This window comes from Planctomonas sp. JC2975, from assembly GCF_012985205.1.
In the GTDB taxonomy this organism is placed as follows: Bacteria; Actinomycetota; Actinomycetes; order Actinomycetales; family Microbacteriaceae; genus Humibacter.
The window spans coordinates 82,809-108,013 of record NZ_JABEKS010000002.1; the positions used below are offsets into that span (position 1 = coordinate 82,809).

Annotated in this window: 20 protein-coding genes and 1 tRNA gene; 15 read left to right on the forward strand and 6 right to left on the reverse strand. The window is 66.3% G+C overall.

Annotated features, from left to right (window positions below):
* Positions 1 to 83 precede the first annotated feature (83 nt).
* The 3 genes from HII28_RS13890 to HII28_RS13900 all read right to left on the reverse strand — a co-directional run bounded on the left by HII28_RS13890 (position 84) and on the right by HII28_RS13900 (position 6,396).
* The gene (locus HII28_RS13890) at positions 84 to 2,477 is read right to left on the reverse strand and encodes a transglycosylase domain-containing protein (RefSeq protein WP_170026211.1); all 2,394 of its coding nucleotides are present in this window, start codon (positions 2,475 to 2,477) and stop codon (positions 84 to 86) included.
* Between the two features lie 260 nt (positions 2,478 to 2,737).
* On the reverse strand, positions 2,738 to 3,730 hold the full coding sequence (locus HII28_RS13895; RefSeq protein WP_170026212.1) for a metallophosphoesterase: 993 nt from the start codon (positions 3,728 to 3,730) through the stop codon (positions 2,738 to 2,740).
* Complete coding sequence (locus HII28_RS13900; protein ID WP_170026213.1) at positions 3,730 to 6,396, reverse strand: transglycosylase domain-containing protein; 2,667 nt, start codon at positions 6,394 to 6,396, stop codon at positions 3,730 to 3,732. Before HII28_RS13900 ends, HII28_RS13895 begins: the two co-directional genes overlap by 1 nt.
* 277 nt (positions 6,397 to 6,673) lie before the next feature.
* Here HII28_RS13900 and HII28_RS13905 point away from each other — a divergent pair, with 277 nt between their 5' ends.
* Positions 6,674 to 6,832, forward strand: a complete 159-nt coding sequence (locus tag HII28_RS13905) for a hypothetical protein (RefSeq protein WP_170026214.1) — start codon at positions 6,674 to 6,676, stop codon at positions 6,830 to 6,832.
* Positions 6,832 to 7,302 (forward strand): RidA family protein, encoded by a 471-nt coding sequence (locus HII28_RS13910; protein WP_170026215.1) that lies wholly within the window; start codon positions 6,832 to 6,834, stop codon positions 7,300 to 7,302. Before HII28_RS13905 ends, HII28_RS13910 begins: the two co-directional genes overlap by 1 nt.
* Before the next feature lie 117 nt (positions 7,303 to 7,419).
* Here HII28_RS13910 and acs read toward each other — a convergent pair whose 3' ends face one another.
* Positions 7,420 to 9,396 (reverse strand): acetate--CoA ligase, encoded by a 1,977-nt coding sequence (gene acs, locus HII28_RS13915; RefSeq protein ID WP_170026216.1) that lies wholly within the window; start codon positions 9,394 to 9,396, stop codon positions 7,420 to 7,422.
* Positions 9,397 to 10,009: 613 nt separating this feature from the next.
* On the opposite strand from acs, the gene HII28_RS13920 reads away from it, so the two are divergent.
* The 5 genes from HII28_RS13920 to HII28_RS13940 all read left to right on the forward strand — a co-directional run bounded on the left by HII28_RS13920 (position 10,010) and on the right by HII28_RS13940 (position 13,914).
* A complete protein-coding gene (locus HII28_RS13920) occupies positions 10,010 to 11,317 on the forward strand; it encodes a TadA family conjugal transfer-associated ATPase (RefSeq protein WP_170026217.1) in 1,308 nt (435 codons plus the stop codon).
* On the forward strand, positions 11,314 to 12,390 hold the full coding sequence (locus HII28_RS13925) for a type II secretion system F family protein (RefSeq protein WP_240977976.1): 1,077 nt from the start codon (positions 11,314 to 11,316) through the stop codon (positions 12,388 to 12,390). The genes HII28_RS13920 and HII28_RS13925 overlap by 4 nt, the downstream gene beginning before the upstream one ends.
* A 402-nt stretch (positions 12,391 to 12,792) precedes the next feature.
* Complete coding sequence (locus HII28_RS13930) at positions 12,793 to 12,993, forward strand: DUF4244 domain-containing protein (protein WP_170026842.1); 201 nt, start codon at positions 12,793 to 12,795, stop codon at positions 12,991 to 12,993.
* 67 nt (positions 12,994 to 13,060) lie between these two features.
* Positions 13,061 to 13,510, forward strand: coding sequence for a TadE family type IV pilus minor pilin (locus HII28_RS13935; RefSeq protein WP_170026218.1), 450 nt, complete (start codon positions 13,061 to 13,063; stop codon positions 13,508 to 13,510).
* Positions 13,507 to 13,914 (forward strand): Rv3654c family TadE-like protein, encoded by a 408-nt coding sequence (locus HII28_RS13940; RefSeq protein WP_170026219.1) that lies wholly within the window; start codon positions 13,507 to 13,509, stop codon positions 13,912 to 13,914. Before HII28_RS13935 ends, HII28_RS13940 begins: the two co-directional genes overlap by 4 nt.
* Positions 13,915 to 14,161: 247 nt before the next feature.
* Here HII28_RS13940 and HII28_RS13945 read toward each other — a convergent pair whose 3' ends face one another.
* Positions 14,162 to 14,407, reverse strand: coding sequence for a hypothetical protein (locus tag HII28_RS13945; RefSeq protein WP_170026220.1), 246 nt, complete (start codon positions 14,405 to 14,407; stop codon positions 14,162 to 14,164).
* Positions 14,408 to 14,935: 528 nt separating this feature from the next.
* Between HII28_RS13945 and topA the strand changes: the two genes are divergently transcribed.
* The 6 genes from topA (at position 14,936) to HII28_RS13975 (ending at position 22,264) form a co-directional block, all read left to right on the forward strand.
* Positions 14,936 to 17,971, forward strand: coding sequence for a type I DNA topoisomerase (gene topA, locus HII28_RS13950; protein WP_170026221.1), 3,036 nt, complete (start codon positions 14,936 to 14,938; stop codon positions 17,969 to 17,971).
* Positions 17,972 to 18,045: 74 nt separating this feature from the next.
* Positions 18,046 to 18,705, forward strand: a complete 660-nt coding sequence (gene tmk, locus HII28_RS13955) for a dTMP kinase (protein WP_346769363.1) — start codon at positions 18,046 to 18,048, stop codon at positions 18,703 to 18,705.
* 24 nt (positions 18,706 to 18,729) lie between these two features.
* On the forward strand, positions 18,730 to 19,899 hold the full coding sequence (locus HII28_RS13960; protein ID WP_170026843.1) for a DNA polymerase III subunit delta': 1,170 nt from the start codon (positions 18,730 to 18,732) through the stop codon (positions 19,897 to 19,899).
* The gene (locus tag HII28_RS13965; RefSeq protein ID WP_170026223.1) at positions 19,896 to 21,425 is read left to right on the forward strand and encodes an alpha/beta hydrolase; all 1,530 of its coding nucleotides are present in this window, start codon (positions 19,896 to 19,898) and stop codon (positions 21,423 to 21,425) included. The genes HII28_RS13960 and HII28_RS13965 overlap by 4 nt, the downstream gene beginning before the upstream one ends.
* Positions 21,426 to 21,453: 28 nt before the next feature.
* The gene (locus tag HII28_RS13970) at positions 21,454 to 22,110 is read left to right on the forward strand and encodes a TetR family transcriptional regulator (protein ID WP_346769337.1); all 657 of its coding nucleotides are present in this window, start codon (positions 21,454 to 21,456) and stop codon (positions 22,108 to 22,110) included.
* 78 nt (positions 22,111 to 22,188) lie between these two features.
* Positions 22,189 to 22,264 (forward strand) — tRNA-Thr (locus tag HII28_RS13975).
* A gap of 157 nt (positions 22,265 to 22,421) precedes the next feature.
* Here the strand turns inward: HII28_RS13975 and HII28_RS13980 are convergent.
* Positions 22,422 to 22,985 carry a TetR/AcrR family transcriptional regulator gene (locus HII28_RS13980; protein ID WP_170026224.1) on the reverse strand — a complete coding sequence of 188 codons (564 nt, stop codon included), beginning with the start codon at positions 22,983 to 22,985 and terminating at the stop codon, positions 22,422 to 22,424.
* Between the two features lie 107 nt (positions 22,986 to 23,092).
* Between HII28_RS13980 and HII28_RS13985 the strand changes: the two genes are divergently transcribed.
* Entirely contained in the window at positions 23,093 to 23,380 is a 288-nt protein-coding gene (locus HII28_RS13985; protein ID WP_170026225.1) for a hypothetical protein, read from the forward strand.
* 97 nt (positions 23,381 to 23,477) lie between these two features.
* On the forward strand, positions 23,478 to 25,157 hold the full coding sequence (locus tag HII28_RS13990; RefSeq protein WP_170026226.1) for an alkaline phosphatase family protein: 1,680 nt from the start codon (positions 23,478 to 23,480) through the stop codon (positions 25,155 to 25,157).
* Positions 25,158 to 25,205 lie beyond the last annotated feature (48 nt).

Sequence of the window (25,205 nt, forward strand, 5' to 3'; positions counted from 1 at the left end):
CTACGCGTGACGCTCGTTCGAGTCACGGCTTGCTGGGGGATGTCGCAGCTCGTGTCCGGATCGTGTCCGTCATTCTTCATCCGTCATCCGCCGGTAGCAGGGGGACTTGCGCCGTTCCCGCTGCCACCGGTTCCGGTACCGGTGCCGGACCCCGTGCCGGATCCGTTGCCTGGTGTGCCACCCGTGCCGGTAGTGCCGGTGCCGGTCCCCGATCCGTCTCCGGATCCCGAGGTCGTGCCGGTCCCGTTGCCATCGCCGGTCCCGTTCCCGCTGCCGTCGCCGTTGCCGGTGCCGTCTGTGCCGTTCTGCGAGGTCTGGCCGTTGTCCGACTGGGTGGTCGACGACTTGGCGGATCCATAGATCAGCGAGGTGGGCGGGGTCGTGAACTCGGATCCGCCGTACACGTCGTCGAGCGCCTTCAAGATCGTGCGGTCGGCGTAGAACTTCGCGTTGTTGAGCGGGGATCCGTTGAAGTAGTAGTCGCGCAGGTCGTGGCTTCCGCTGATCTGACCCACCCACGTGGCGTTCGCCACCTTGGAGCTCGACGTCACGAGCCAGTTCTGCTGGTAGCTGTCGGTCGTACCCGTCTTGGCGAGGATCGGCGTGCCGTCATAGGGGTTCGCGGACGTCGCCGTTCCGGCTGTGATCACATGCTCGAGCGTCCAGGCGAGTGCCGCAGCGACGGTCGACGGGATGGCTTGCGTGCACGTCGACTTCGGCACCGCGACGCTCGCGCCCGTCGTCGTCACGATCTGGTCGATCGCCACGCTGGAGCAGTACATGCCGTTGTTCGCGATCGCTGCATAGGCGGTCGCCATCGTCAGCGGAGCGATGTAGTTCGTGCCGATGACCATGGACGGCACGATCTGGAACGGATTCGCCGACGGTGATGCCGAGTGCACGCCGAGTGCCTTGGCGACGTTCGCGATGTTGCACAGATCGAGCTGGGTGGCCATCTGCATGAACGCGGTGTTGACGGACGACTCCGTCGCGGCCAGCACGCTCATCTGCCCGCCCTCGGATGACGAGTCGTTGCTCACCGGATACGATCCGCCGCTGAGCTTGCCGCCTTCGCACGACGCGGTGAAGTCACTGAACGGGAACGCGTATCCGGAGTAGTGGCCGTCGACGGTTTCGGATGCCGAGTGCCCGGCTTCGAACCACGCGGCGAGATCGAACGCCTTGAACGACGATCCGGTCTGGAAGCCGTTCGACCCGCCGTACGCGTTGTCCGTGTTGTAGTTGATGGCCGTACTGCCCGGGTCACCACCACCGGTGTCGTCGAACGCCTTGTTCTCCACCATCGTGACGATGCGACCGGTGCCCACTTCGACGGAGACATTGGAGCCGCCGATGTCCACCTCGGAATCGGATGACGGCACCCACGTGCTCAGGGCCGACTGCGCTGTGCCCTGCAAGTCGAGGTTGAGCGTCGTGTAGACGTTCAGGCCGCCGCGCTGGAAGCTCAGCTGCCTGGCATCCGCCGTCTTGCCGAACGCCGGATCCTGCAGCATCACGTGCTGCACGTAGTCGCAGAAGAACCCGGCGTCGTACGCGACGGCGGACTGGCATCCGGATTGCAGCTCGGTGATCTTCGGCGTGACCGGCGTGGCGACCGCCTGCTTGTACTGTGCTTGCGTGATCGAGGAGTGCACGAGCATCCGCTGCAGAACGTAGTCGCGACGCTCCTTCGTGAGCTTGTACCCGTTGTCCGCGTTGTTCGCCGGGTTCGTCGTCTTGTCCTCGTCGATGCGCAGGTTGGACGGGTTGTTCACGATCGCGACGAGGGTCGCCGACTGCACGATGTCGAGATCCTTGGCGTCCACGCCGAAGTAGTGCTGGGCGGCGGCCTGGATGCCGTAGACCTGACCGCCGAAGCCGACGATGTTGAGGTACGACTGCAGGATCTGCTGCTTGCTGTAGCGCTGGTCGATGCCCATCGCGTACCGCATCTCCTGAAGCTTGCGCGACACGGTGACGCCGGCGGCGTCCTGGTAGCACTGCTCGAACGCTGCCTGCTGCTTCGCCTGTTCAGCCTTGGATGCCGTGGAATCGACGACGTCCTGCTGGTCGCAGCGCTGCACGAGCACGTTCTTCACGTACTGCTGCGTGATGGACGAGCCGCCCTGCACATCACCGCCCGACGAGGTGGCGATGACGGCGCGGATCGTGCCGAGCACGTCGATGCCGCCCTCCGAGTAGTACCGCGGATCCTCCGTGTCGACAGTGGCGTCCTTCGCCGACTGCGCCATCTGATCCCATGACACGTCCTGGCGATTCTGGGCGTAGAACGTCGCGATCGGGACATTCTGGCCGCCCTTCTGGGCGTAGAACGTCGTCGTCTGGTCGAGCGGTTGCAGCGCGAGATAGTCGGGGAGGCCATTGAAGGCTCCGGTCGCATCGCTCACGGCGAGTGAGGTCACGGCGGCTGCGGGAGTCGCGGCGGCCGCGACCAGCACGGCGGCCACAGCGCTCATGGCGACGAAGGCGCCGAAAGCTGCCAGACGTCGGGACGAGGGTGCGCGAGTCGAACGGAATACCACCCGAGGAGGCTACGTGGGCACTCTGGCCCTGCCGTGGACGACGACTATGTCTGGTCTCAGAAACGGGCCGAGGTCTTCTGGGAAACTCCGATGTACTTCGGGTGGGTGAGCCGACAGGTGGCGGGCGACATCAGGCGACGGGCTCCTCCGAGTCACGGCACCGCGTTCGGGCAGTCGGCCGCCGGCTTGAGGAATCAGTCGACCGCGTCTTGAGGGATGAGCGTGATGAGTGTCGCCTCCGGCCTGCAGGCGAAGCGCACCGGTGCGTAGATGGAGGTGCCCAACCCGGCCGAGACGTTGAGGTAAGCGACGCGCAATGCGTGAGTCCACGTGCTCAGGCCCTTGGCCTGGCTGCGCGGAAGGTCGCAGTTCGTCACGAGCGCGCCGACGCCCGGAACGCAGACCTGGCCGCCGTGGGTGTGCCCGGCGAAGATCATGCTGGCGCCGTTCGTGACGAAGGAGTCCAGGATGCGTCGGTACGGCGCGTGAGCCACCCCGATCGACACGGTCGGCACGTCGGCCTCCAGCGCCGACATCCGATCCGGCCACGTTCCGTCGGTCACCTCGGATGCGCGCAGCTCGTCGAGCTCGCCCGTCACCTTGTCCAGGCGGTCGAAGCTCCGGTGCGGGTCGTCCACGCCGAAGAACTCGATCCGCGTGCCGTTCACGGTCAGCTCGCCGGCGTGGTTGTTCAGATCCAGCCAGCCGAGCTCGTTCGTGAAGAATCCGGTCAGCTCGTTCGTATCCAGGTTGGACGGCTTCAACTGCAGTTTCGACGGACCGCTGAAGTATCGCATCGGGTTCTTCGGGATCGGACCGTAGTAGTCGTTGGATCCGTTGACGAAGACGCCGGGGATGCCGCGGAACGCCTCGAGCGCGTATTCAACGCCGTCGAATCCGCGCTGGTGCCCGAGGTTGTCGCCCGTGTCGACGATGAAGTCCGGCGCGAAGGCCGCGAGCGAACGGATCCACTCCTGCTTGTCCCGCTGCCACGGCGCCATGTGCAGGTCACTGAGGTGCAGAACCCGGATCGGCTTGGCGCCCGCCGGGAGTACCGGGGCGCTGACCTGCCGCAGGGCGTACCAGCGACGCTCGATCAGCGTGCCCCAGACGACGGCGGCAGCGGATGCCACCCCGAGGGCGAGCGCGACCGTCGCGATCGCGCTCCCGCCCCCGCGGCGTGTCATCAGCCGTTCCCTGGATTCGGACTGGCCGTGCTCTTACCGCCTCCACCGCTGTCGACGGTGAGTTTGACCTTCGTGCCAGGTTGTGCGGGCGTGCCTGCCGGGGGATCCGTGGCAGTCACGATCGCGGTGGGATCGTTGTTGCCGGATTGCTGCACGGAGAACCCTGCCGACATCAGGGCCACGGTGGCTTCCGCCACCGTCTTGCCCGTGACATCCGGTATCGCCGCCATGTTGCCCTTCGACGTGTACACCGTGACCGTTCCGCCGATGGCGACGTTCGATCCGGCGCCCGGGTCCGTCTTCGCCACGGTTCCGGCCGGCTGCGCCGAGTCGACCGGGCCGCCGTCCTGGTACTGGAGGCCGAGGCCCTCGAGCGTGGACTGCGCGTCAGCGGGGGACTTGCCGGTCAGATCGGGAACGGCGATCTGCTTGGCCTGCAGCACCGCTCCTGTCGCCTGCGGGAACGGGCCGCCGCCGTAGAGATGGTTCAGCGCGGCGATGACCGGCCTCGCCACGTAGAGCTTGGCGTCACGACCGCCGTGCCCAGCGAAAGAGGTGTTCCCGAAGTTGAAGGAGTTGCCAATCGTCTGGCCGACCCACGACACGGTCGCGGTCTTCGTCGTCGAGGAGACGAACCAGTTCTGAGCCGCATGGTCTGTAGTGCCTGTCTTGCCGAACAGCGGGACCCCGTCGCCGGGATTCGCGGCAGATCCGGTTCCTCCGCCGCGGACGACGCCCTGGAGGGCTTGAATTGCACCCGCCGCCACGTTCGGATCGACACCCTGAGTGCACTTCGTGGCGGTGACGGGAAGCTCCTTGCCGTCCGATCCGACGATCTTGTCGATGCCGACCGGCGTGCATGCCTTGCCGCCGTTCGCAACACCGGCGTACGCGCTGACGAGGGTCAGCGGGGACAAGTTGTTGGTGCCGAGGATCGTGGCCGGACTTCCCTGCAGCGGATTGGGCACCTCCTTGTTGAGGTCGCTGCTCCAGACCGTCGGGCTGGCCGTGTGAATGCCCATATTGATGGCGGTCTGTCGGATGCCGCACAAGTCGAGCTTCGTGCCCATCTCCGCGAAGGCCGTGTTCACTGATGCGGCTGTGTTCGCAGCAACGCTGCGAGTTCCGCCCTCGCCGGGGCCATCGTTGCCCACGCTCGGCCAGGTGACGGCAGGCGCATCGTCCGGGCACGTCGTGTGCCACTTGCTTGCCGGAATAGACACCGGACCGTTCGGCGCCGAGATCAGGTCGTTGATCGAGTGACCCTCTTTCAGCCACTCGAGGAGCGTGAACAACTTATACGTCGATCCCGTTTGGAATCCGATGGACCCGCCCTGGTCGTAGTCCGTGTTGTAGTTGATCCCCGAGTAGTTGGGGTCATCGGTCGCGGTGGCCGTGTAGTTCGTGTTCTGCACCATCGAGATCACGCGACCGGTGCCGACCTCGACCGAGAGATTGCTGGCGCCGAGGCTGATGCCCGGCTTCGACGACGGAATGATCGAACTGAGCGACTGCTGAGCCACCGCTTGGATGTCGAGGTTCAGTGGGGTGTAGATCTTCAGTCCGCCGGCCCGCAGGAGCGTGTCGCGATCGGCAGCGGTCTTGCCGAGTCCGGTGTCCTCGGTGACGAGGTGCTGCACCCAGTCGCAGTAGTACGCAGCGTTGTACTGTGCAGCCGTCTCGCAGCCGTTCGGCTGCGGCGTGATCTTCGGCTCGATCTTCGTCTTGACGGCCTCGTCGTACTGCTTCTGGGTGATCTTGTGGTTCTTCAGCATGCTGCGGAACACGTAGTTGCGTCGGTCGAGCGTCAGCTTGAAGCCGTTGTCGGCGTTGTTGCTCGGATTCGTCGCCTTGTCCTGGTCGATGCGCAGGTTGGCGGGGTTGTTCAGGATCGCGACCAGCGTTGCAGCCTGCGGGAGAGTCAGCGTCTTCGCGGTCGCTCCGAAGTAGTAGCGCGCGGCTGATTCGACGCCGTAGACGGAGCCGCCGAAACCTGCGATGTTGAGATACCCGTTGAGGATCTCGTTCTTCGAGTATTTCTTCTCGAGTCCGATCGCCTGCTTCATCTCTTCGACCTTGCGGCCGACATTCGGGGCCGTGGCGTCGTTGTAGCAGGTCATGTACTTGTCGTCCTGGGCCTGCTGGCGCTTCTTGAGCGTCTTCTCGTCACCGCCCGTGATTTTGATGTTCTGCTTTTCGCACTGCTGAACCTTCACGTTCTTCACGTACTGCTGCGTGATCGAGGAACCACCGGACGTCGACTTGTGCAGCAAACCCGTCTCGACGATCGCTCGGAACGTTCCCTGCACGTCGATGCCGCCGTGCTCGTAGAAGCGCGGGTCCTCGGTGGAGATCGCCGCGTCCTTCATCACCTGGGCGATGTCGTTGGAACCCACCTCGACACGGTTCTGCGAGTAGAACGTGGCGATGGGCACCTGCTGCCCGCCCTGAGTGGCGTAGATGGTCGACACCTGCGGCAGGGTGCCGATGTCGAGGAACTCGGGGAGGCCGTCGAATGCACCGATGCCGTTGTTCGCGGCCATGCCGGTGACGGCGATAGCCGGAGTCACCGCTGCTGTCACAAGAAGGCCGGCGACAACGCTCATTCCGATGAACGCGCCGAGGGCGCTGAGCGCACCTCTAGCCGTGGGTTTTTGGGCAGACATGTCGCTCAGGCTAGCGGCAGAACCTGGCAAACCGCGTACCGAGGGTGGCCCTGTGGACGCTGTGGGACAGTCCAGTGCTGGGGAGGACGGGTGGTGCGCCCGGTCTGCCGTACTCTCAGGGGTTGCGCCGTTTCCCATCCGGCTCTCAGGGAACGCACACCTGAGTCAGGGAACCGTCTGGCCCGCGGAACGGTTGCGCCGAGCATCCGTGATGGGATTGCCTTCAGATGCGCCATCGCGCGGGGAACGCCCGCGCCGCAGACGAAGAGAGAGACCGATGCGTCGCTGGGAGTATGTGACAACACCGCTGATCGTGCACAACACGGCAGCCATCCTGAACAACTGGGGATCAGAGGGCTGGGAGCTCGTACAGGTCGTCACCGGACCCGAGGGCGGTCTCGTCGCGTACTTCAAGCGTCCGGTGGAAGAGGACTGATGGGAGCCTTCGAAGCACGTCTCGGCGAGCTCGGGATCGACCTCCCGGATGTCGTGCCGCCCGTTGCCGCATACGTTCCCGCTCTGATCGATGGATCCTTGGTGTACACCGCCGGCCAGCTCCCGATGGTGTCCGGCGAGCTCCCCGCGACGGGCAAGGTCGGCGACGGCCACGGGCTCGTCCCCGCGGACGACGCGCAGGCTCTCGCGCGGACCGCGACTCTCAACGCGCTCGCGGCCGTCAGGTCCGTGATCGGGTCGTTGGACAGGATCACGCGGATCGTGAAGGTGACCGGATTCGTGGCATCCGATCCTGCGTTCACCGGACAGCCGGGTGTCGTGAACGGCGCCTCGCTCCTGCTCGGCGAGATCTTCGGCGATGCGGGCAAGCATGCACGGTCGGCCGTCGGCGTCGCGGTGCTGCCGCTCGATGCTCCGGTCGAGATCGAGCTGATCGTCGCGTTCGAGTAGCGGCTGCCTGCCGAGGCTCGGATACGAACGGGTGGCCGGAGGAAGTCGTCACTTCCTCCGGCCGCCCGTTTCTCTCTCAGGGCATTCGCCGCGCCGACCGCGCGGACGACTGCCTGCTCAGTCCTCAGACGGCGCCGCGCCACCCGTGAGCTTGTCGGTGATGATCGCCATCACGGTCGTGTCCGCGAGAGTCGTCGTGTCACCGACCGGACGACCTTCGGCGACATCGCGGAGAAGGCGACGCATGATCTTGCCGCTGCGCGTCTTCGGCAACTCCTCGACGATGTAGATGTCGCGCGGACGGGCGATCGCACCGATCTGCTGTGCAACGTGCGCTCGGAGCTCGGCATTGACGTCCAACTGCGCAGCAGCCTCGCGCTGGTTCTCCTTGACGATCACGAAGGCGACGACCGCCTGACCGGTCGTCTCGTCGGATGCGCCGACGACGGCGGCCTCAGCGGTCAGCGAGTGGGCGACGAGGGCGGATTCGATCTCCGCCGTCGACAGGCGGTGACCCGAGACGTTCATCACGTCGTCGACGCGACCCAGCAGCCAGATCTCGCCGTCCTTGTCGCGGCGAGCGCCGTCGCCGGCGAAGTACTTGTCGCCGAACTTCGCCCAATACGTCTCCTTGTATCGCTCGGGATCGCCCCAGATACCGCGCAGCATGCCCGGCCACGGCTCGGTGACCACGAGCAAGCCGCCCTGATCGGCGCCGACGGACTCTCCGGACTCCGTCACGACATCGATGGAGATTCCCGGCAACGGAACCTGGGCGCTTCCAGGCTTCGTCACCGTGATGCCGGGGAGAGCGGAGATCATGATGCCGCCGGTCTCGGTCTGCCACCACGTGTCGACGATTGGAGTGCGGTCGCCGCCGATGACGTCGCGGTACCAGATCCAGGCCTCCGGGTTGATCGGTTCACCGACGGATCCGAGCACACGCAAGGACGAAAGGTCGTACTGCTGCGGAATCTGGCGGCCCTGCTTCATGAACGAGCGGATGGCCGTGGGCGCCGTATAGAAGATGCTCACCTTGTACTTCTCGATGAGCTGCCACCAGCGTCCGGGCTCGGGGTACTCCGGCGTGCCTTCGTACAGCACCTGCGTGGCGCCGTTGGCGAGCGGACCGTACACGACGTACGTGTGCCCGGTGATCCAGCCGACGTCGGCGGAGCACCAGTAGACGTCGGTCTCCGGGTGGAGGTCGAAAACATACTTGTGCGTGTACGCGGCGTGGGTGAGGTAGCCGCCGGAGGTGTGCACGATGCCCTTCGGCTTACCTGTCGTGCCACTCGTGTAGAGGATGAACAGCGGATGCTCGGCGGTGAATGCCTTCGCCTCGTGGTCCGCGTCGACGAGCGGCATCTCCTCGTGCCACCACAGGTCGCGACCTTCGACCCACTGGACGTCGTTGCCGCCACGGCGGACCACGAGCACCTTCTGCACGTTGGTGCCGCCATCCGCCAGCGCGGCGTCGACCGCCTCCTTGAGCGGGAAGACCTTGCCCTTGCGGTAACCGCCGTCGGCAGTGATCACGAGCTTCGCGTTCGCGTCGTCGATACGCGAGCGCAGGCTGTCGGCGCTGAAGCCGCCGAACACCACGGAGTGGACGGCTCCGATGCGCGCCACGGCCAGCATCGCCACGACGGCTTCGGGGATCATCGGCATGTAGATCGCGACCCGGTCGCCTTCGCGCACGCCGAGGCTCGTCAGGAGGTTCGCGGCGCGCTTGACGTCGGCCGTCAGCTCCCCGTAGGTGATCGACCGGGAATCGCCGGGCTCGCCCTCCCAGTGGAGTGCGACGCGGTCGCCGTTGCCTGCGAGGACGTGACGATCGAGGCAGTTGTACGCGACGTTCAGTTCTCCGTCGTCGAACCACTTGGCGAACGGAGGGTTCGACCAGTCGAGCGTGCGCGTGAAGGGGGTATGCCAGTGGACAAGTTCGCGCGCCTGATCGGCCCAGAAGCCGAGGCGGTCGGCGGCGGCCTCCTCGTACAGTGCAGGCTTCGCGACGGCGTCTGCCGCGAACTCGGGACTCGGCGCGAATCGCCGCGACTCGTGCAACAGGTTGTCGATCGTGTCTGAAGACATGGAATTTCGCTCCTTCGCGAGGTGTGTCAAGGGGCGGCTGGCACAACGCAAAAGACGATACCGGTTGACCGCCGCCCCTGCGAGCACGGGTGGCAATGGTGCACGCGGGGCGGCCTGTGGAGGACGAGTGAGCCCGTCGTCGCAGGTACTCGACGCGTGAGCTGAGGCGGATCGATGAGTGTGATTTGTGCGCGCTCTCATCCGTGTCGGCACGCGCGATCGGCCCTCTTCGACGGCGGCTTCATCGGGGTCGACGACGAGTGTGAGAAAAACGTCTTGCGCAAAGCTCGGTATGGCGTACACTATCGATCGGCCGAATGATAATTCTGGCGTGCGGCGAGCGAGATTCCCCCCAATCCCTCGTCGCTGAGGCGGCACCTGTTCCCCCCAATAGGTGCCGCCCCTTGCTTTTAACGCGAAGGATCGGGAACGGTCCCGCGAGTCGAGTCGGGGGCCCCGCGATCGTTCTGGAGGCCCTCGACCCGGCCGCATCCAGCTGGCCGTCGCAGCGAGAATCCTGCTCTTCTCGTCCCCAGGGATCTGCGACCGCGCGATGCCCACGGATCTGCTCCTGTGCCGTTCTATGAGGCGCCGCTCGACCTAGCGTCGCCGCATGTCCGTTCCGACCCGAGCCCGATCTGTCGTCCCCTTCGTGCCGCGACCTTCGGCAGTCGCCTCAAGCGTCGTGACGACTCTGCCGGGCCCTGAGCCGAGAGCGACCGGGGACCCGCTGGGGCCCGGAGAGCAGCTCCGCGCCAGAGCGGACGCGCTGCGGATCTCCGAACGTCTTCGAGCCCACGACTCCAGCGGCGAATGGGCCACCGAGGGTCCGCCGAAGCGTGTGGGTCCCGGAGGCGAGACGCGTGACGGGCGGATCGCATCCGCGGCACCGTCCGAGGACTCAACGACGGACCGGCGAAGCGTGTCGACTTCCATCAACCCATCCGGGACCACGGGTCAACCCCCGCTTGAGCGGACCGACGTGGCAGCGACTTCAGATTGGTCCGCGTTCGGTCCTCTCGCGCCCTATGTCGCCACTGAAGGGGTTACCGACGTGCTCGTGAACGGAGCGGGCGGCCTTTGGATCGACGATGGCCACGGCTGCGTGCGGGATCCGTTGTGGAGCTGCGACGAACGGACGCTGCGCTCACTCGCCGTGCGGCTTGTCGCGCTCGGGGGACGCCACGTCGACGAAGCGAACCCGTTGGTGGATGTGCGGCTCGGGAACGGCATCCGCGTGCATGTGGTGCTTCCTCCGATCTCGGAGACCGGCACCGTGATCTCGATCCGTGTCCCGAGGCAGGATCGCTTCTCGCTCGACGATCTCGAGGCTGCCGGAATGCTCGGCGGCTATCGCCGTCTGCTCTCCACCGCCATCACGGCCCGAGCCAACCTCTTGGTCACGGGGGCGGCCGGCAGCGGTAAGACCACCCTGCTCTCGGCACTGCTCGCCGAGGCCGGTGCCTCGGAACGCATCGTGTGCATCGAGGACGTGGCCGAGCTGCGGGTGAGTCATCCGCATGTGATCGCGCTCGAGTCGCGGCAGGCCAATCTCGAAGGCGCTGGTTCGATCGGTCTCGAGCGGCTCGTGCGCGAAGCACTGCGAATGCGACCCGATCGCCTCGTGGTGGGCGAATGCCGCGGAGCCGAGGTGCGAGAACTCATGTCCGCGCTCAACACCGGCCACGATGGCGGGGCCGGCACCCTTCATGCGAATTCGATCGATGACGTGCCGGCAAGGCTCGAGGCGCTGGGAGCGCTCGCCGGACTGGACCCGCCGGCCCTCGCGCGACAGGCGGTCAGCGCTTTCGACATCGTGGTCCATCTGCAACGGATCGAAGGTCGTCGCGCCGTCGAGCGCTGCGGGATCTTCGATATCGACCCGTCAGGACGGCTCTGCGTGAAGGAGACGATGGCATGAAAGAGATCCGAGAAACGGATGCCGATCGGCCCGATCGAGTGTCCGGCCGCGTCGTCGCGCACGGCGAAGCGCAGCGCAGCCAGCGCTCCGCTCCACGGATGCGGAGGCCTCCGGTCGAAGACGTGGCCGACGTCTCGCAGCGGCTGGCGGTCCTCCTTGCGGCCGGTGTGCCGACCGCCTTCGCGTGGGGATATCTCGCCGAGACACTCGAGCAGAGTGGGGATGCCCGTGCTCAGGCGAGCGTCGCCGTCGCCGTGGTGTTGAGTGCGGCTCGCGCCGCTCGTCGCGGGGGAGACGTTCCGTATGCGATCGCAGCTGCCTCCTCCGGGCGCCGCAGCATCCGTTCACGCAGGGTCGATCAGACCGCGGTCCGGGAGGCATGGTGCGGATTCGCCGCAGCCGTCAGCGTCGCGACCGATGCCGGCGCTCCGCTCGCCGACGCGCTGCGCGACCTGGCGCAGTCCTTGAGGGATCTGGGCCAGGCGCAACGCGATCGGGCGACGGCGCTTGCCGGGCCGAAGGCAACGGCACGAACCGTCCTCGCGCTTCCCGCCGTCGGGATTCTGTTCGGAGCGGGTCTCGGATTCGACACTCTCCGCGTGCTCTTCGCGACGCCGATGGGCCTCGGATGCCTCGTGATCGGGGCCGTCCTGATGCTCGTGGCCGCCGCGTGGAACCGTGCCCTCCTGCGGCGCGCGACACCGAAGGACGCCCTGCCTGGACTCATCCCGGATCTGCTGGCGATCGCGATGTCCGGTGGTGGCTCTGTGCCGTCCGCGACCGCCCGGGTTGGAAGCGCGTGCGAACGTTTCGGATTGCCGCCCACGAGCGACGCCGCGGTGGAATCCGTGTTGAACCTCGCGGAGCGCGCGGGGGTGGGGACGGTGGAACTCCTGCGCGCCGAAGCCGAGCAGCTGCGACGGGATGCGCGAGGCTCGGCCCAAGCGGCGTCGGCCGCACTCGCGGTCAGGCTGATGATCCCGTTGGCCGTTTGTGTACTGCCGGCCTTCATGGTGTTGTCCGTCGCGCCGTTGGTGATGTCCATCCTGTCGTCCACAGTCGGGCAGATATGACCGACGTTCACGGATCACGTCGTTCGCCTGACGCACTCGACACCGCACGACGATGCTCGTTGCACAGCGGTCGAGAGGGCCGCAACCGGTGCACTCGGATACCCGACGTCCGTTCCCTTCGCGGGCCTTCCGACGACGCACCCCCCCCCGATTCATGCGACCGAACCGATCGACGGTTCTCCGATCCGCCGACTGCTTTCGTCGGGAGCAGCGGTAGAGACCCGATTCAGAGAACCTGGGCCCGACTGCGTCACCAACCTTCTGATCCGTACACCGAGAACCAAGGAGAGAACGATGCCGGAGTATTCAGTTCAGCCTGCGACCTCACGCGAACCCATAAGCGCGAACAACCTGTCGAGTGCGCCGCCCACCGCGAAGGCCGTACGCCCCGCGGACGATGGCATGCGACTCGGCCGCCTCGATCGACTGCGATCGGTGCGACGAGCACTGGCCGATGAGAGCGGATCCGCGACCGCCGAATACGCGGTCGCGACGATGGCCGCCGTTGGATTCGCCGGGCTGCTCGTGCTGATCCTGCGAGGCGACGAGGTAAGAGGAATCCTCACCGACCTCGTGCGTCGCGCGCTCACCGTGACCGACTGACATGAACGGGATCCCGGGTCTCGGCGACGGGTGGTCGTATACAGCCCTTCGGCGCGATCGAGGCAGCGTGACCGCGGAGTTCGCGGCCGTCGTGCCGGCTGTTCTGCTCGTGCTCGCGTTCGGGATGGGGGCCGTCCAGGTGGTCGTGCAGCAGGCGCGACTGACGGATGCGGCGGCCGACGGCGCTCGGTCACTCGCCCGAGGCGATGCCGAGGGAACTGCGGATGGCCATATCCGCTACCTTGTCGGTTCCGCGGCGGTGTCAGTCGACCGACGTGATGACCTGGTCTGCGTGACGGTGCGTCAAGGTGCTGTGGGCCCCATTGCATTCAGCGGCGTCAGCATCAGCGGGTCGGGATGCTCGCTGGGCGACTCGGGCGCGGGCGACGCGCAAGGCACAGCCGCCGAGCAGACCGCTGCTGACGCGCAGGGCGCGGCCGACGCTCGGGCTTCAGCTCACGCGCAGAGTGCAACCAACGCGCAGAGTGCGGCCGACACGGAGGGTGCATCACGATGAGGTACGCCGGCTCCTTCGTCTCGATCGGCTGTCCCGGGAGTTGCGTCCCCGACGCCGGAACACCGACACGTTCAGAACGAGGCTCGGCGACGATCCTGACGGTTGGGCTGCTCGCGGCCTTGGTGCTGACCACGATCGGTGCGCTCGGGGCGTGCTCGCTGCTTGCCGAAAAGCGGCGGGTAGAAGCTGCCGCCGATGCTGCCGCGCTCGCCGCGGCCGATGCTGCAAGCGGTCGGGTGGCAGGGATCCCGTGCGAACGTGCTGCCTACGCCGCTGGACTGAACAGTGCAGCCATCGACGACTGCGACGTTGACGGCCCTAACGTCGAAGTCATCGCCGTGGGTACCTGGGGAGGCGTGCCGATCACAGTTCGTGCTCGAGCTGGTCCGCCTGAATCAAGATGACCCGCTGAACGTCCCGGTGAGGCGTGAGTCAGACGAAGGTCCCAGTGAGGCTCGAGTCCCGCGCCGGAGTTCCCGGTGAGGCTCGAGTCCCGCGCCGGACTTCCCGGTGAGGCGCTAGTCACACGACGGACGTGCCGGTGGGACTGGCCCGCGCTACGGACATCCCGATGAGGCCACGCGACGGATCTCTGGACGGAGCCGGTCACGCATCACGTGACGTCAAGTGTGTCGGGCCGGGCGGACCGCCTCAGTTGAAGACCGCCTCGATGTAGCGATAGTCGACAGCAGACGGGCGATCCGAATCACCCGAGTCGGACGCGAACTCCACCCCACCGGATCGAGAGTAGACGTAACGCTTCTCGCCGCCGACTGCGGAGATCTCCAGCCGTGGTTGCGGTTCGCCGGAGTCCAGGAAATCCGTGGTGATGGTCCGCCCTTCAAGCGGCCCGTCGGTCAGTTTCGCGGTGTAGGCACCGTTCGGTGAAGTACCCATACGGTTATTGTCCCGCGGAGGCACGAAGGAGCAACCCCTCGAAACGCACAAAGAAGAGGACTCATCGCGTCGATGATCCGGCCCGGTCGTGGCTCTTCGTTTCGACATCCAGCTGGTGCGGATCCCGTTCCTGGGTGCGAATGGGCGAGGGATCCACGCTGGTTTCGAAGATGCTTCCTGGCTCGTCAGCGTCGAGCGATGGAGCCGTGGACTCCTCTCGATGATTAGGTGCTCCGCCGGAGAACGTGTGTATGGTGTGCCTGATGAGCGGCGCTGCTCCACAGCACGACGGACCGGCGGAGCCATCGGGGGAAAGAAAGCGGGGGCTGCCGGCGGACTCGCGTCTGGTGCGCGGGTTCGTGGATCCGGCTCGTCGGTGTCGCATCCTGACGCGTCAGATACATCGGTCGCTGCTGTCGCAGACGGCGAGCGAATCGGTCATGGCGACGAGTCGCAGCGCGCATCCCTAGAACTTCCGGGTGTCGAAGCCCGGCACGAAGCAACCAAGCAGTCGAAATAAGGAGACAGGTGCCAGGGAACAAGCTGGTCATCGTCGAGTCGCCGACCAAGGTCAAGTCGATCGAGAAGTACCTGGGCGATGGGTACACGGTCGAGGCGTCGGTCGGCCACATCCGCGATCTGATCGAACCCAAGGACATCCCAGCCGACCGCAAGCGCGGCGCATTCGGCCAGTTCGGGGTGGATGTCGACAACGACTTCGAGCCGTACTACGTGGTGTCCGACCGGGCCCGCAGCGTGGTCACCAAGTTGAAGAAGCTGCTCAAGGGTGCGGACGAACTCCTGCTCGCAACCGATGAGGACCGCGAGGGCGAAGCCATCGCGTGGCACCTTCTCGAGGAACTCAAGCCCAAAGTGCCGGTCAAGCGCATGGTGTTCCACGAGATCACCAAGGACGCCATCGAGAAGGCCAAGGACAACACCCGCGACCTCGACATGGCGCTCGTCGACGCGCAGGAGACACGACGGATCCTCGATCGTCTCTACGGATACGAGGTCTCGCCCGTCCTGTGGCGCAAGGTCCGTCAGGGACTGTCCGCCGGCCGCGTTCAGTCTCCGGCGACGCGGCTCGTGGTCGACCGTGAGCGCGAGCGCATGGCATTCGTGTCGGCTTCGTATTGGGATCTGTCGGCGCAACTCGCCCCCGCCACCGACGACGCATCGTTCCCGGCACGGCTGAGCAGGGTCGATGGCGAGCGTGTTGCATCCGGCCGTGACTTCGACGACCGCGGAGCGCTCAAGGGGCAGGCGCATGTGTTCGATGAGGCGTCGGCATCCGCGCTCGCGGACGCCCTCAAGCAGCCGTCGACGACGGTGACTGTGCGCAAGCTCGAGACGAAGCCGTTCACGCGTCGTCCGACCGCTCCGTTCACCACCTCGACGCTGCAGCAGGAAGCGGCGCGCAAGCTCCGCTTCACCGCGCGGCAGACCATGAGCGTCGCCCAGTCTCTTTATGAGAACGGGCACATCACCTATATGCGAACCGACTCGACCGCGCTGTCGGCGCAGGCCATCAGTGCGGCGCGCGCTCAGGCGACGGCGCTCTACGGGGCGGATTCCATTCCTGCGTCGCCTCGCAGCTACGCCAACAAGAGCAAGAACGCGCAGGAGGCGCACGAGGCCATCCGCCCCGCCGGGGACACCTGGCGCACGCCTTCTCAGATGACCTCCGTGCTGCACGGAAATGATCTGCGTCTGTTCGAGCTCATCTGGAGGCGCACTGTTGCGTCGCAGATGGCCGACGCGAAGGGACAGACCGCCTCGGTCACGATGGAGGCTGCGGTTACCGAAGGGGCGCTCGACGGGACCATCGCCGAGCTGGTCGCAAGCGGTACGGTGATCACCTTCCGCGGCTTCCTGCAGGCGTACGAGGAGAGCAGAGACGAGGAACGCAACTCGGATGCTGCGCCATCCGAAGCCAAGCTTCCTCCGCTCACTGAGGGCCAGAGTCTGGTCGTGGCAGAAGTCGAGGCCAAAGGCCACGAGACGTCACCGCCTCCGCGCTACACGGAGGCGAGTCTGGTGAAGCGCATGGAGGAACTCGGAGTCGGCCGCCCGTCGACCTACGCTGCGATCATCTCGACCATCGTGGATCGCGGCTACGTCGCGATGCAGGGTCAGGCGCTCGTGCCGAACTGGATCGCGTTCGCGGTCGTCCGACTGCTCGAGGACCACTTCGGCGACCTCGTCGCCTACGACTTCACCGCCGACCTCGAGAACGACCTCGACCGGATCGCCGACGGCGACGCCACCCGCGCCGACTGGCTCAAGGGCTTCTACTTCGGCGGCGCAGACCACAAGGGTCTGCGCCAGGTGGTCGACAACCTCGGTGAGATCGACGCACGCGAGATCAACTCCGTGCGCATCGCCGACGACATCACGTTGCGCATCGGGCGCTACGGACCGTATCTCGAGGTCATCGATCCCGACGCGGCCCCGGATGCCACGCCGCGGCGCGTCAACATCCCTCAGGAACTCGCCCCGGACGAACTCACCACAACCAAGGCGCGCGAACTCATCGAGGCGCCGGTGCAGTCCGACCGCGAGCTGGGCGTCAATCCGGCGAACGGCAAGCTCGTCGTCGTCAAGGACGGGCGATTCGGTCCGTATGTGACGGAGGTCGAACCCGAGATCGAGCCGGTGCCCGACGCGGTGGATATCACCGACGCCGTCGACGAGGTCGTCGACCTCGAGACCGGAGAGGTGCGAGCACCGAAGAAGAAGGCCGCCAAGACGACGAAGGCCGCCAAGGCGGTGGACAAGCCGCGCACGGCATCCCTCTTCAAATCGATGGATCCTGCGACGGTCGACTTCGAGACCGCGCTGCGGCTTCTGGATCTGCCTAGGGCCGTCGGCGACGACCCTGAATCCGGAGAGCCGATCCTCGCCCAGAACGGCCGATACGGCGCCTACCTCAAGAAGGGTGCCGACACGCGCTCACTCCCGGGCGAGGACGAAATCTTCACGATCGATCTCGCCAGTGCATTGGAGCTGTTCGCCCAGCCCAAGTACGGAGCGCGGCGTTCGTCCAGCGCGCTGAAGGAGTTCGACGCGGATCCGGTCAGTGGCAAACCGGTGCGAGTCAAGGACGGTCGATTCGGCCCCTACGTGACCGACGGCGAGACGAACGCCACGATTCCGCGCGGCGAATCCGTCGACGACGTCGACTTCGAACGAGCGAAACAACTGCTCGCCGACAAGCGCGCGAAGGGTCCGGTGAAGAGGACGACGACCTCGCGTCGCACCACGTCGAAGTCGTCGGCCGCGGGCGCCAAGACGACCACGAAGTCGACGACTGCGAAGGCTACGACCGCGAAGTCAACGGCGGCGAAGCCAACGGCGGCGAAGTCGACTGCCGCGAAGGCAACGGCGGCGAAGTCGACGAGGGCGAAGTCATCATCCGCGACGTCCGCGGCCACACGGACGACCAAGGCGTCGACGGGAACGGCCACGACGAAGACCACGGCCGCGAAGGCGGCGCCCTCGACGGCGAGAGCCAGGTCGGCGAAGTCGACTGCCGCGAAGTCGGCCGGCGAAGAGTCGTGACGGACCACGAGCAGGAGGCGGCACCGTCCTCGGCAGGAAAGGACGGAGCATCCGCTCGGCCGCGCGGCCTCTTCATCACGTTCGAGGGCGGGGACGGGTCGGGCAAATCGACGCAGTCCAGGTTGCTCGCCGAGCATCTCCGGGACGCGGGCCACACGGTGCTGCACACTCGTGAGCCCGGCGGCACCGAGGTGGGACACGAGATCCGCGAGCTCGTGCTGCACCACCGCGGTGACATCGTTCCGCGTGCCGAGGCGCTCCTCTACGCTGCGGACCGCGCGCATCACGTGGCGACGGTGGTCCGTCCGGCCCTCGCCTCGGGCGTCACAGTCGTACAGGATCGCTACCTCGACTCATCCGTGGCCTATCAAGGGGTCGGCCGCGAGCTGGATGCCGCGGAGATCCGCGAGCTCTCCCTGTGGGCGACCGAGGGCCTTCTGCCGGATCTGACCGTGCTCCTCGACCTGGACGAAGCGGATGCCCGGGGTCGCCTCGACGCGGCCAACAAGCGTTTCGACCGGCTGGAGGCGCAAGGCACGGAGTTCCACGCCCGCGTGCGAACCGCGTTCCTCGCGTTGGCCGAGGTCGAGCGCGGTCGATTCCTGGTCGTCGACGGGTCGGAGTCCTCATCCGACCTCGCGGTGAAGATCGCGGCCCGCATCGACGAGCTTCTCGCCGAGCGCGGCATCGAATCGGCGACGTCGGCGTCCGGCAGTGACGTCCGTACCGGGTAGCGTCGAAGCATGCCGGTAGCCCAGATGTCCGTGTGGGACGGCCTCGCCGGGCAGCCGGAGGCCATCGCGACGTTGTGCGCAGCGGCCGCGGCGACGACATCCGCAGCGATGACGCACGCCTGGCTCATCACGGGACCCCCCGGGTCCGGTCGGTCGAACCTCGCCTACTCTTTCGCAGCAGCGCTGCTGAGCTCGGACGGCGCAGACGGCGATCCCGTGACGACGCGGGAGGTCCAGGCGAGGACGCATCCGGATCTCAGCGTGCTCAGTACGGAAAGAGTCATCATCTCGATCGACGAGGTGCGCTCGCTGGTTTCGAGTTCGCAGTTCTCGCCATCCGTCAGCCGGTATCGCGTGATGGTCATCGAGGACGCCGACCGCATGTCGGAGCGCACGTCCAACGTGTTGCTCAAAGCGCTCGAAGAGCCGCCGGAGCGCACGGTCTGGATTCTGTGCGCTCCCAGCGACGCTGATCTCCTGCCGACGATCAGGTCGCGTGTGCGCACCGTCCGTCTTCGGGTCCCATCCGTCGCGGACGTCGCCGAGCTCATCGAGCACCGCGACGGTGTGAGCGCCGAGGTGGCGGAACGTGCAGCGCGCCATGCGCAGAGCCACATCGGTATGGCGCACCGACTGGCGACGAACATCGAAGCGCGGGAGCGACGCGAGGAGACGCTGGAACTCGCGCTCGGCATCCGCACCGTGGCGGACGTGATCGCAGGGGCCGCCAGGCTGCTCGAGATCGCGGGGGCCGACGCGAAGGCGATCACCGAGGAGCGCGACGCCGAGGAGCGCGCGCACGCGCTGCAGTCGCTCGGCGTGCAGGAGGGCGGAACGATTCCGCCGCAGCTGCGCAGCCAGTTGCGACAACTGGAGGAAGATCAGAAGCGACGGGCGACGCGCAGCCTGCGCGACGGAATCGACCGCATCCTCACAGACCTGTTGTCGCTGTACCGCGACATCCTGACGCTGCAGATCAACGCGGGAGCCGACCTGGTGAACGCGGAACTCCACGAGCGGCTGGCAGCGTCGGCGCGCACGTCGACGGCAGCACAGACATTGGGAACCATGGATGCCGTGCAGACCGCCCGCGAGCGGATCGAGGGCAATGTCGCGCCGGCGCTCGCCCTGGAGGCGATGCTGGTGTCGGCGAGACGCCCGAGGAACCCCGAAGGGGGAAGGGAGACCCGATGACGAGCTCGAGGCACTGGTGGCGCACCGGGGTGGTGGTGGCGATCGCTGCCGTCGTCTCCCTGACCCTGAGCGGATGCTTCCCCGCGGCACGACCGCCGGTCACCTCGACGCCGCGCGCGGAGAAGGTGGCGTCCGCACTGCAGCCCTTCTACGGGCAGCGGCTGGACTGGAGCACGTGCGGAAACTTCCAGTGTGCGGATGCGAAGGTTCCGCTCGACTGGTCCGATCCGTCGTCGGGGAGCGTGAAACTTGCCTTGATCAGGCATTACGCAACGGGTAAGCGTCTTGGATCCCTGCTGGTGAACCCGGGCGGTCCCGGCGGATCCGGTGTCGACTTCATCAAGAATTCGCTCGACTACGCGGTCGACAAGAACCTTCAGGAGCACTACGACATCGTCGGATTCGATCCGCGCGGTGTCGGATCGTCCACGGCGGTGAAGTGCTACGACCCGAAGCAGATGGACGACTACCTCTTCGGGATCACGCCTGGACAGCGCGGATCCGACCAGTGGATCGCCGAGTCGACCCAGGAGGCCACCAGCTTCGCTGCGGCGTGCAAGCAGAACACGGGATCGCTGCTGGGCGAGGTCGGGACGTCGAGCGCGGCTCGCGACCTCGACGTGCTCCGGGCCGTGCTGGGTGATGCCAAGCTCAATTACCTCGGCTACTCGTACGGCACGCTCCTCGGCGCGACGTACGCCGGGCTGTATCCGAAGAACGTCGGTCGCATGGTGCTCGACGGGGCGCTCGATCCGGCCTCCTCGAACTTCGACGTGAATCTCGGTCAGTCCAAGGGCTTCGAGTCCGAGCTCACGTCCTATCTCACGGACTGCCTGAAGCGAAAGGGATGTCCGTTCTCCGGATCCGTCGACAACGCACTCTCCACCGTCTCGAATCTGCTCGCGTCCCTGGATGCGAGCCCGATCCGCAACTCGGACGGCCGCGAGCTCGGCGCGGACACCATGGTCACGGCGATCATCTACCCGCTCTACGACTCGAGCGCGTGGAGCGCTCTCGACAAGCTCTTCGAGGACGTCATGCAGGGCAGCGCGCGCGTGGCTTTCATCCTCGCGGACGCGTACTACGACCGGAACTCGGACGGCTCGTATTCGGACAACTCGACAGAGGCCTTCGTCTCGATCAACTGCCTGGACTACTCAGTGAACGCGAACCCCGCGAGCATGCGTGCGCAGGCCGCCGCACTGACGAAGGCGGCACCCGTGATCGGCCCGTACATGTCCTACGGCGACATCGGCTGCGCGGTCTGGCCCTACAAGCCGACCCGCACAGAGGGTCCGATCCACGCCGCGGGCGCAGCCCCCATCATCGTCGTCGGCACGACGGGAGATCCGGCGACTCCGTACCAGTGGGCGGTCAACCTGTCGAAGCAGCTCGACAGCGGCCACCTGATCACGTATCACGGACACGGTCACACGGCATACAACAAGTCCAATTCGTGCGTGAACGACGCCGTCGACTCCTTCTTCGTTCAGGGAACGGTTCCGAAGACAGATCCCGAGTGCTGATAGTTGCACTCACTGCAATAATGGTGTGGTGGATCTCGTCGGCGACATAGCGGCATCACAGGGTGGCGTGCGCGAGCGCAAGCGGCTTGCGACGCGCAACGCCATTCAGCACGCCGTTCTGACGCTGTCGTTGGAACGCGGATTCGACGGCGTCACCGTCGAGGAGATCAGTCACGCCGCAGGTGTCTCTCCGCGCACGTTCTTCAATTACTTCCCGACGAAGGAAGCGGCCGTCCTCGGCGATGTGCCCGAGATGCCGCACGGCGAGCCGGTCGAACGGTTCCTCGAAGCGGGCCCGGAGCAGCCGATCCTCGACGGCATCCGCGATCTCCTGATCACGACGGTCGACGATGAGGCGAATCTCGGCCAGGCGGACACCGAAGCGCTTCGTCGTAGGCTGTTGCGGGAGCATCCGTATCTCTTCACGCTGCGCATGGCGAGCATGAAGCAAATGGAGCTCGAGCTCGGATCGGTGATCGAGCAGCGCCTGGTGCGTGATCACCCGGAGACCTCCGACGACGTGGCGCGATTGCACAGCAGGGCGCGCCTCGTGACGTATGTGGCGTTCGCGGCGATCCGGCACGCGTGGTCGTGCTGGGCAGAGGGTGGCGGAAGGGGCGCCCTCAGTGACAGGCTCGTGGCCTCGTTCGAGGAGCTGCAGTCGTTGGTGCGCGATCAGGTGTGAGCCGGCGCCCGGGTGGTGGTCGGAGGGCCCTCGGGAATCCGGTAAGCTTGTCTGCTGTGCGCGCGGATGTCGCGTCACGCCGCCTTAGCTCAGTCGGCAGAGCGATTCACTCGTAATGAATAGGTCAAGGGTTCGATTCCCTTAGGCGGCTCCAAGGAAGAACGGCCCCGAAAGGGGCCGTTCTTCATTTCGAATCGTGATGGGGTATTGAACCCTTGGGCGGGGCGATTCCCCTAGGCGGCTCCACACGAAGAACGGTCCCGGAAGAGGCCATTCGTCATGCCGGCCGGTGCAGAGTCCCCGGCCGTGCGTCAGCCGGCGCGTGCTCCGTGCAGGAACATCGAGGACACGGCGGCTGCTGCGTCCTCGATGCCTCCGCGACCACTCGTCGTCGTGTCGAGGGCTGCCTTGATCAGACCGGAGAACAGGTCCAGCTGAACGTCGGCGGGGAGATCCGCTCTGAGTGAACCGTCTGCGAATCCTCGGCGGAAGAGCGCGCGCATCGGCTCTGTCACCTTGGCGTCGAAGTCCGGATACGTCTTGCTGTAGGCGGCGCTGTCGGCGCTCAGCGCCGCGAATTTGCCGCCCGTGGCGAGGATGGCGCGGGCCAGTCGCGCGACTGCCTCGTCGAAGGGGACGGAGTCCAGGTTCGCTTCCGCGATCCGCGCCGCCAGCTCCGCGACGCTTGCCGCGGCCATCGCGCCGAGCAGGTCTTCACGGCTCGGGAAGTAACGGTAGAGCGTCGCGCGGCCGATTCCGGCGGATGCCGCGATCTCATCCATGCTGGCTGCTTCTCCGCGTGCGGCGAGGACTTTCGCCGCACCGTCGATGATGGCCGCCTGTGTTCGTTGCCGCGATGCTTCGCCCTTGGTCATCCCCGTGTCCTCGTTGTCGATGTGCTGCGAGTGTATGCACTCTAGACGACTGAGGCTGTTAATGAGACACTGATGTCTCTACATGGTACGACTACGTTTGGAGAATCATGTTCGCACGAGTGCAAACCGTTCATCAACCGGCCGAAAAGCTCGACGCCTTGGCGAAGCTCGCACACGAGCAGCTCGCGGCAGCGCCCGAACTGCACGGATTCCGTGACTTCTACTACCTCGTCGACCGCGACAACGGAAAGGCGCTGGTGATCTCGTTCTGGGATACCGAGGAAGACGTGCGACGGCTCGAAGCCGACAACGCATCGGTACGGGAGCAGGTGAAGGCGGAAGCCAGGCTCGAGTCGCCGGTCTCAGAGGTGTTCGAGGTCGCCGTCGGCCCCTGACCGCGGATCGATCCGGTGCGGCGGTCGGCGCGTTGTCACTCGGGCCCGACCTGGGCTTCTGGGAGGAAACTCGGAACGGTCCTGTGAAGCTCGCAGCGTGACGGACAGCGAGCCGGCCGTGACACCGACACCCGGAGCGGGCGTCGGCCGGAATGTCATGTCCCGGGAGGTCACGCGCCGCTCGCTCCTCGCCGGTATCGGGCTGGGCGTCGGAGGTCTCGCCCTTCTCGGTGATTTCTCGACGATCTCGGCTCAGGGGGACGTGCACGCCAGGGCGGAGGGCCGGGGTCCGGCTGTGCCGGCCGACGTCAGGGCGTTCGACCACGTCGTCGTCCTGATGCTGGAGAACAGGTCATTCGATCACGTCCTCGGATGGCTGTACCGCGACGACCAGCTTCGTCCGGGGCAGCGTGTCGATGGTCTGTACCAGCATCCGTCGTCCAATGTCGGACCCGGTGGGGTGGTCATTCCGGCCTACCGTTACACCGGGTCGCGGGATGCCGTGCTCGTGCAGCCGACGACCGACACCGGTGAGGACCTCGGCCACGTGAACCACCAGCTCTTCGGAACGTCTTCGGCGGTCGGCCGTCCAGCGATGAGCGGATTCGTCGCGGACTACGTGGAGAACTTCCGCAGCCTGCGCGGCCACGCCCCGACCAAGGACGAGTACCGGCAGGTCATGGGCGGATTCGCGCCGGACGCCTTGCCTGTGCTGACGACGCTGGCGCGCAGCTTCGGGATCTTCGACCACTGGTTCGCCGCCGTCCCGTCCGACACGTTCTGCAACCGTTCGTTCTTTCACTCCGGTACCTCGCACGGCTACGTCACCAACGCCGGCAGCGGCGGATACGAGAAGTGGTGGAACGTTCCGGCCGTCCCGACCATCTTCAACAGACTCAACGACGCCCGGGTCCCCTGGCGTGTGTACTACGACGAGACGCAGGCCGTCTCGCTGACGGGGATCCTCGCAGCGCCCTCCATCGAGGCGTACTGGAAGACGAATTTCAGGAGCATGGATCAATTCCACGCGGACGCGCGTTCCGGGCGCCTGCCCGCGTACTCCTTCATCGAGCCGCGGATGATCTTCAATCGCAACAGCATGCATCCTGCGGCGGTCGCATCGGGTGACATCGTCGATCGTCTCTCCGTGTACAACAAGGGCGTCGCCGACATGATCGCGGCCGAAGCGCTCGTCGCTGAGGTGTACGAAGGCATCCGAACCTCTCCTCAGGCGGACAGCACGACGTTGATCATCACGTTCGACGAGAGCGGTGGCCTCTTCGACCATGTGCCTCCGCCTGCCGCGCCACCGCCGGATGACGCGGCGACACCCGGCGAGTCCGGCTTCACCTTCGATCGCCTCGGACCTCGCGTTCCGGCCATCGTCGTCTCATCGTGGATCGACCCGGGAACCGTGGTCAACGACGTCGTGGGGCACACATCGGTGATCGCAACGCTTTGCGCCCAGCACGCGCTGGCGCCGCTGACCGACAGGGATGCCGCGGCTCGAACCCTCTTGTCTGCTGTGACGCGATCGAGCGCCAGGCCGGCCTCCACGTGGCCGAAGATCGCCATCCCGCGGGTACCGGCTGCTCCGGCGTCGCTGCTCCGGGCAGAGGACCGGGCGGACACGTCGACCGGCCTCGGGATCGTGGGTCTGGTCTTGGCGCGGTTCGCGCCGAACGCGCCCCGGCCGGAGGACGTGGCGACGGCGTTCGACACGCTCGCCGACCACCATGCGGGCTTGTTCGGCACGAGCGACGCTGCCAGGGTGTGACCGCGGCCGCACTACGCTGTCCGCAGGTGCAAGACGCGGTGGTCGAGC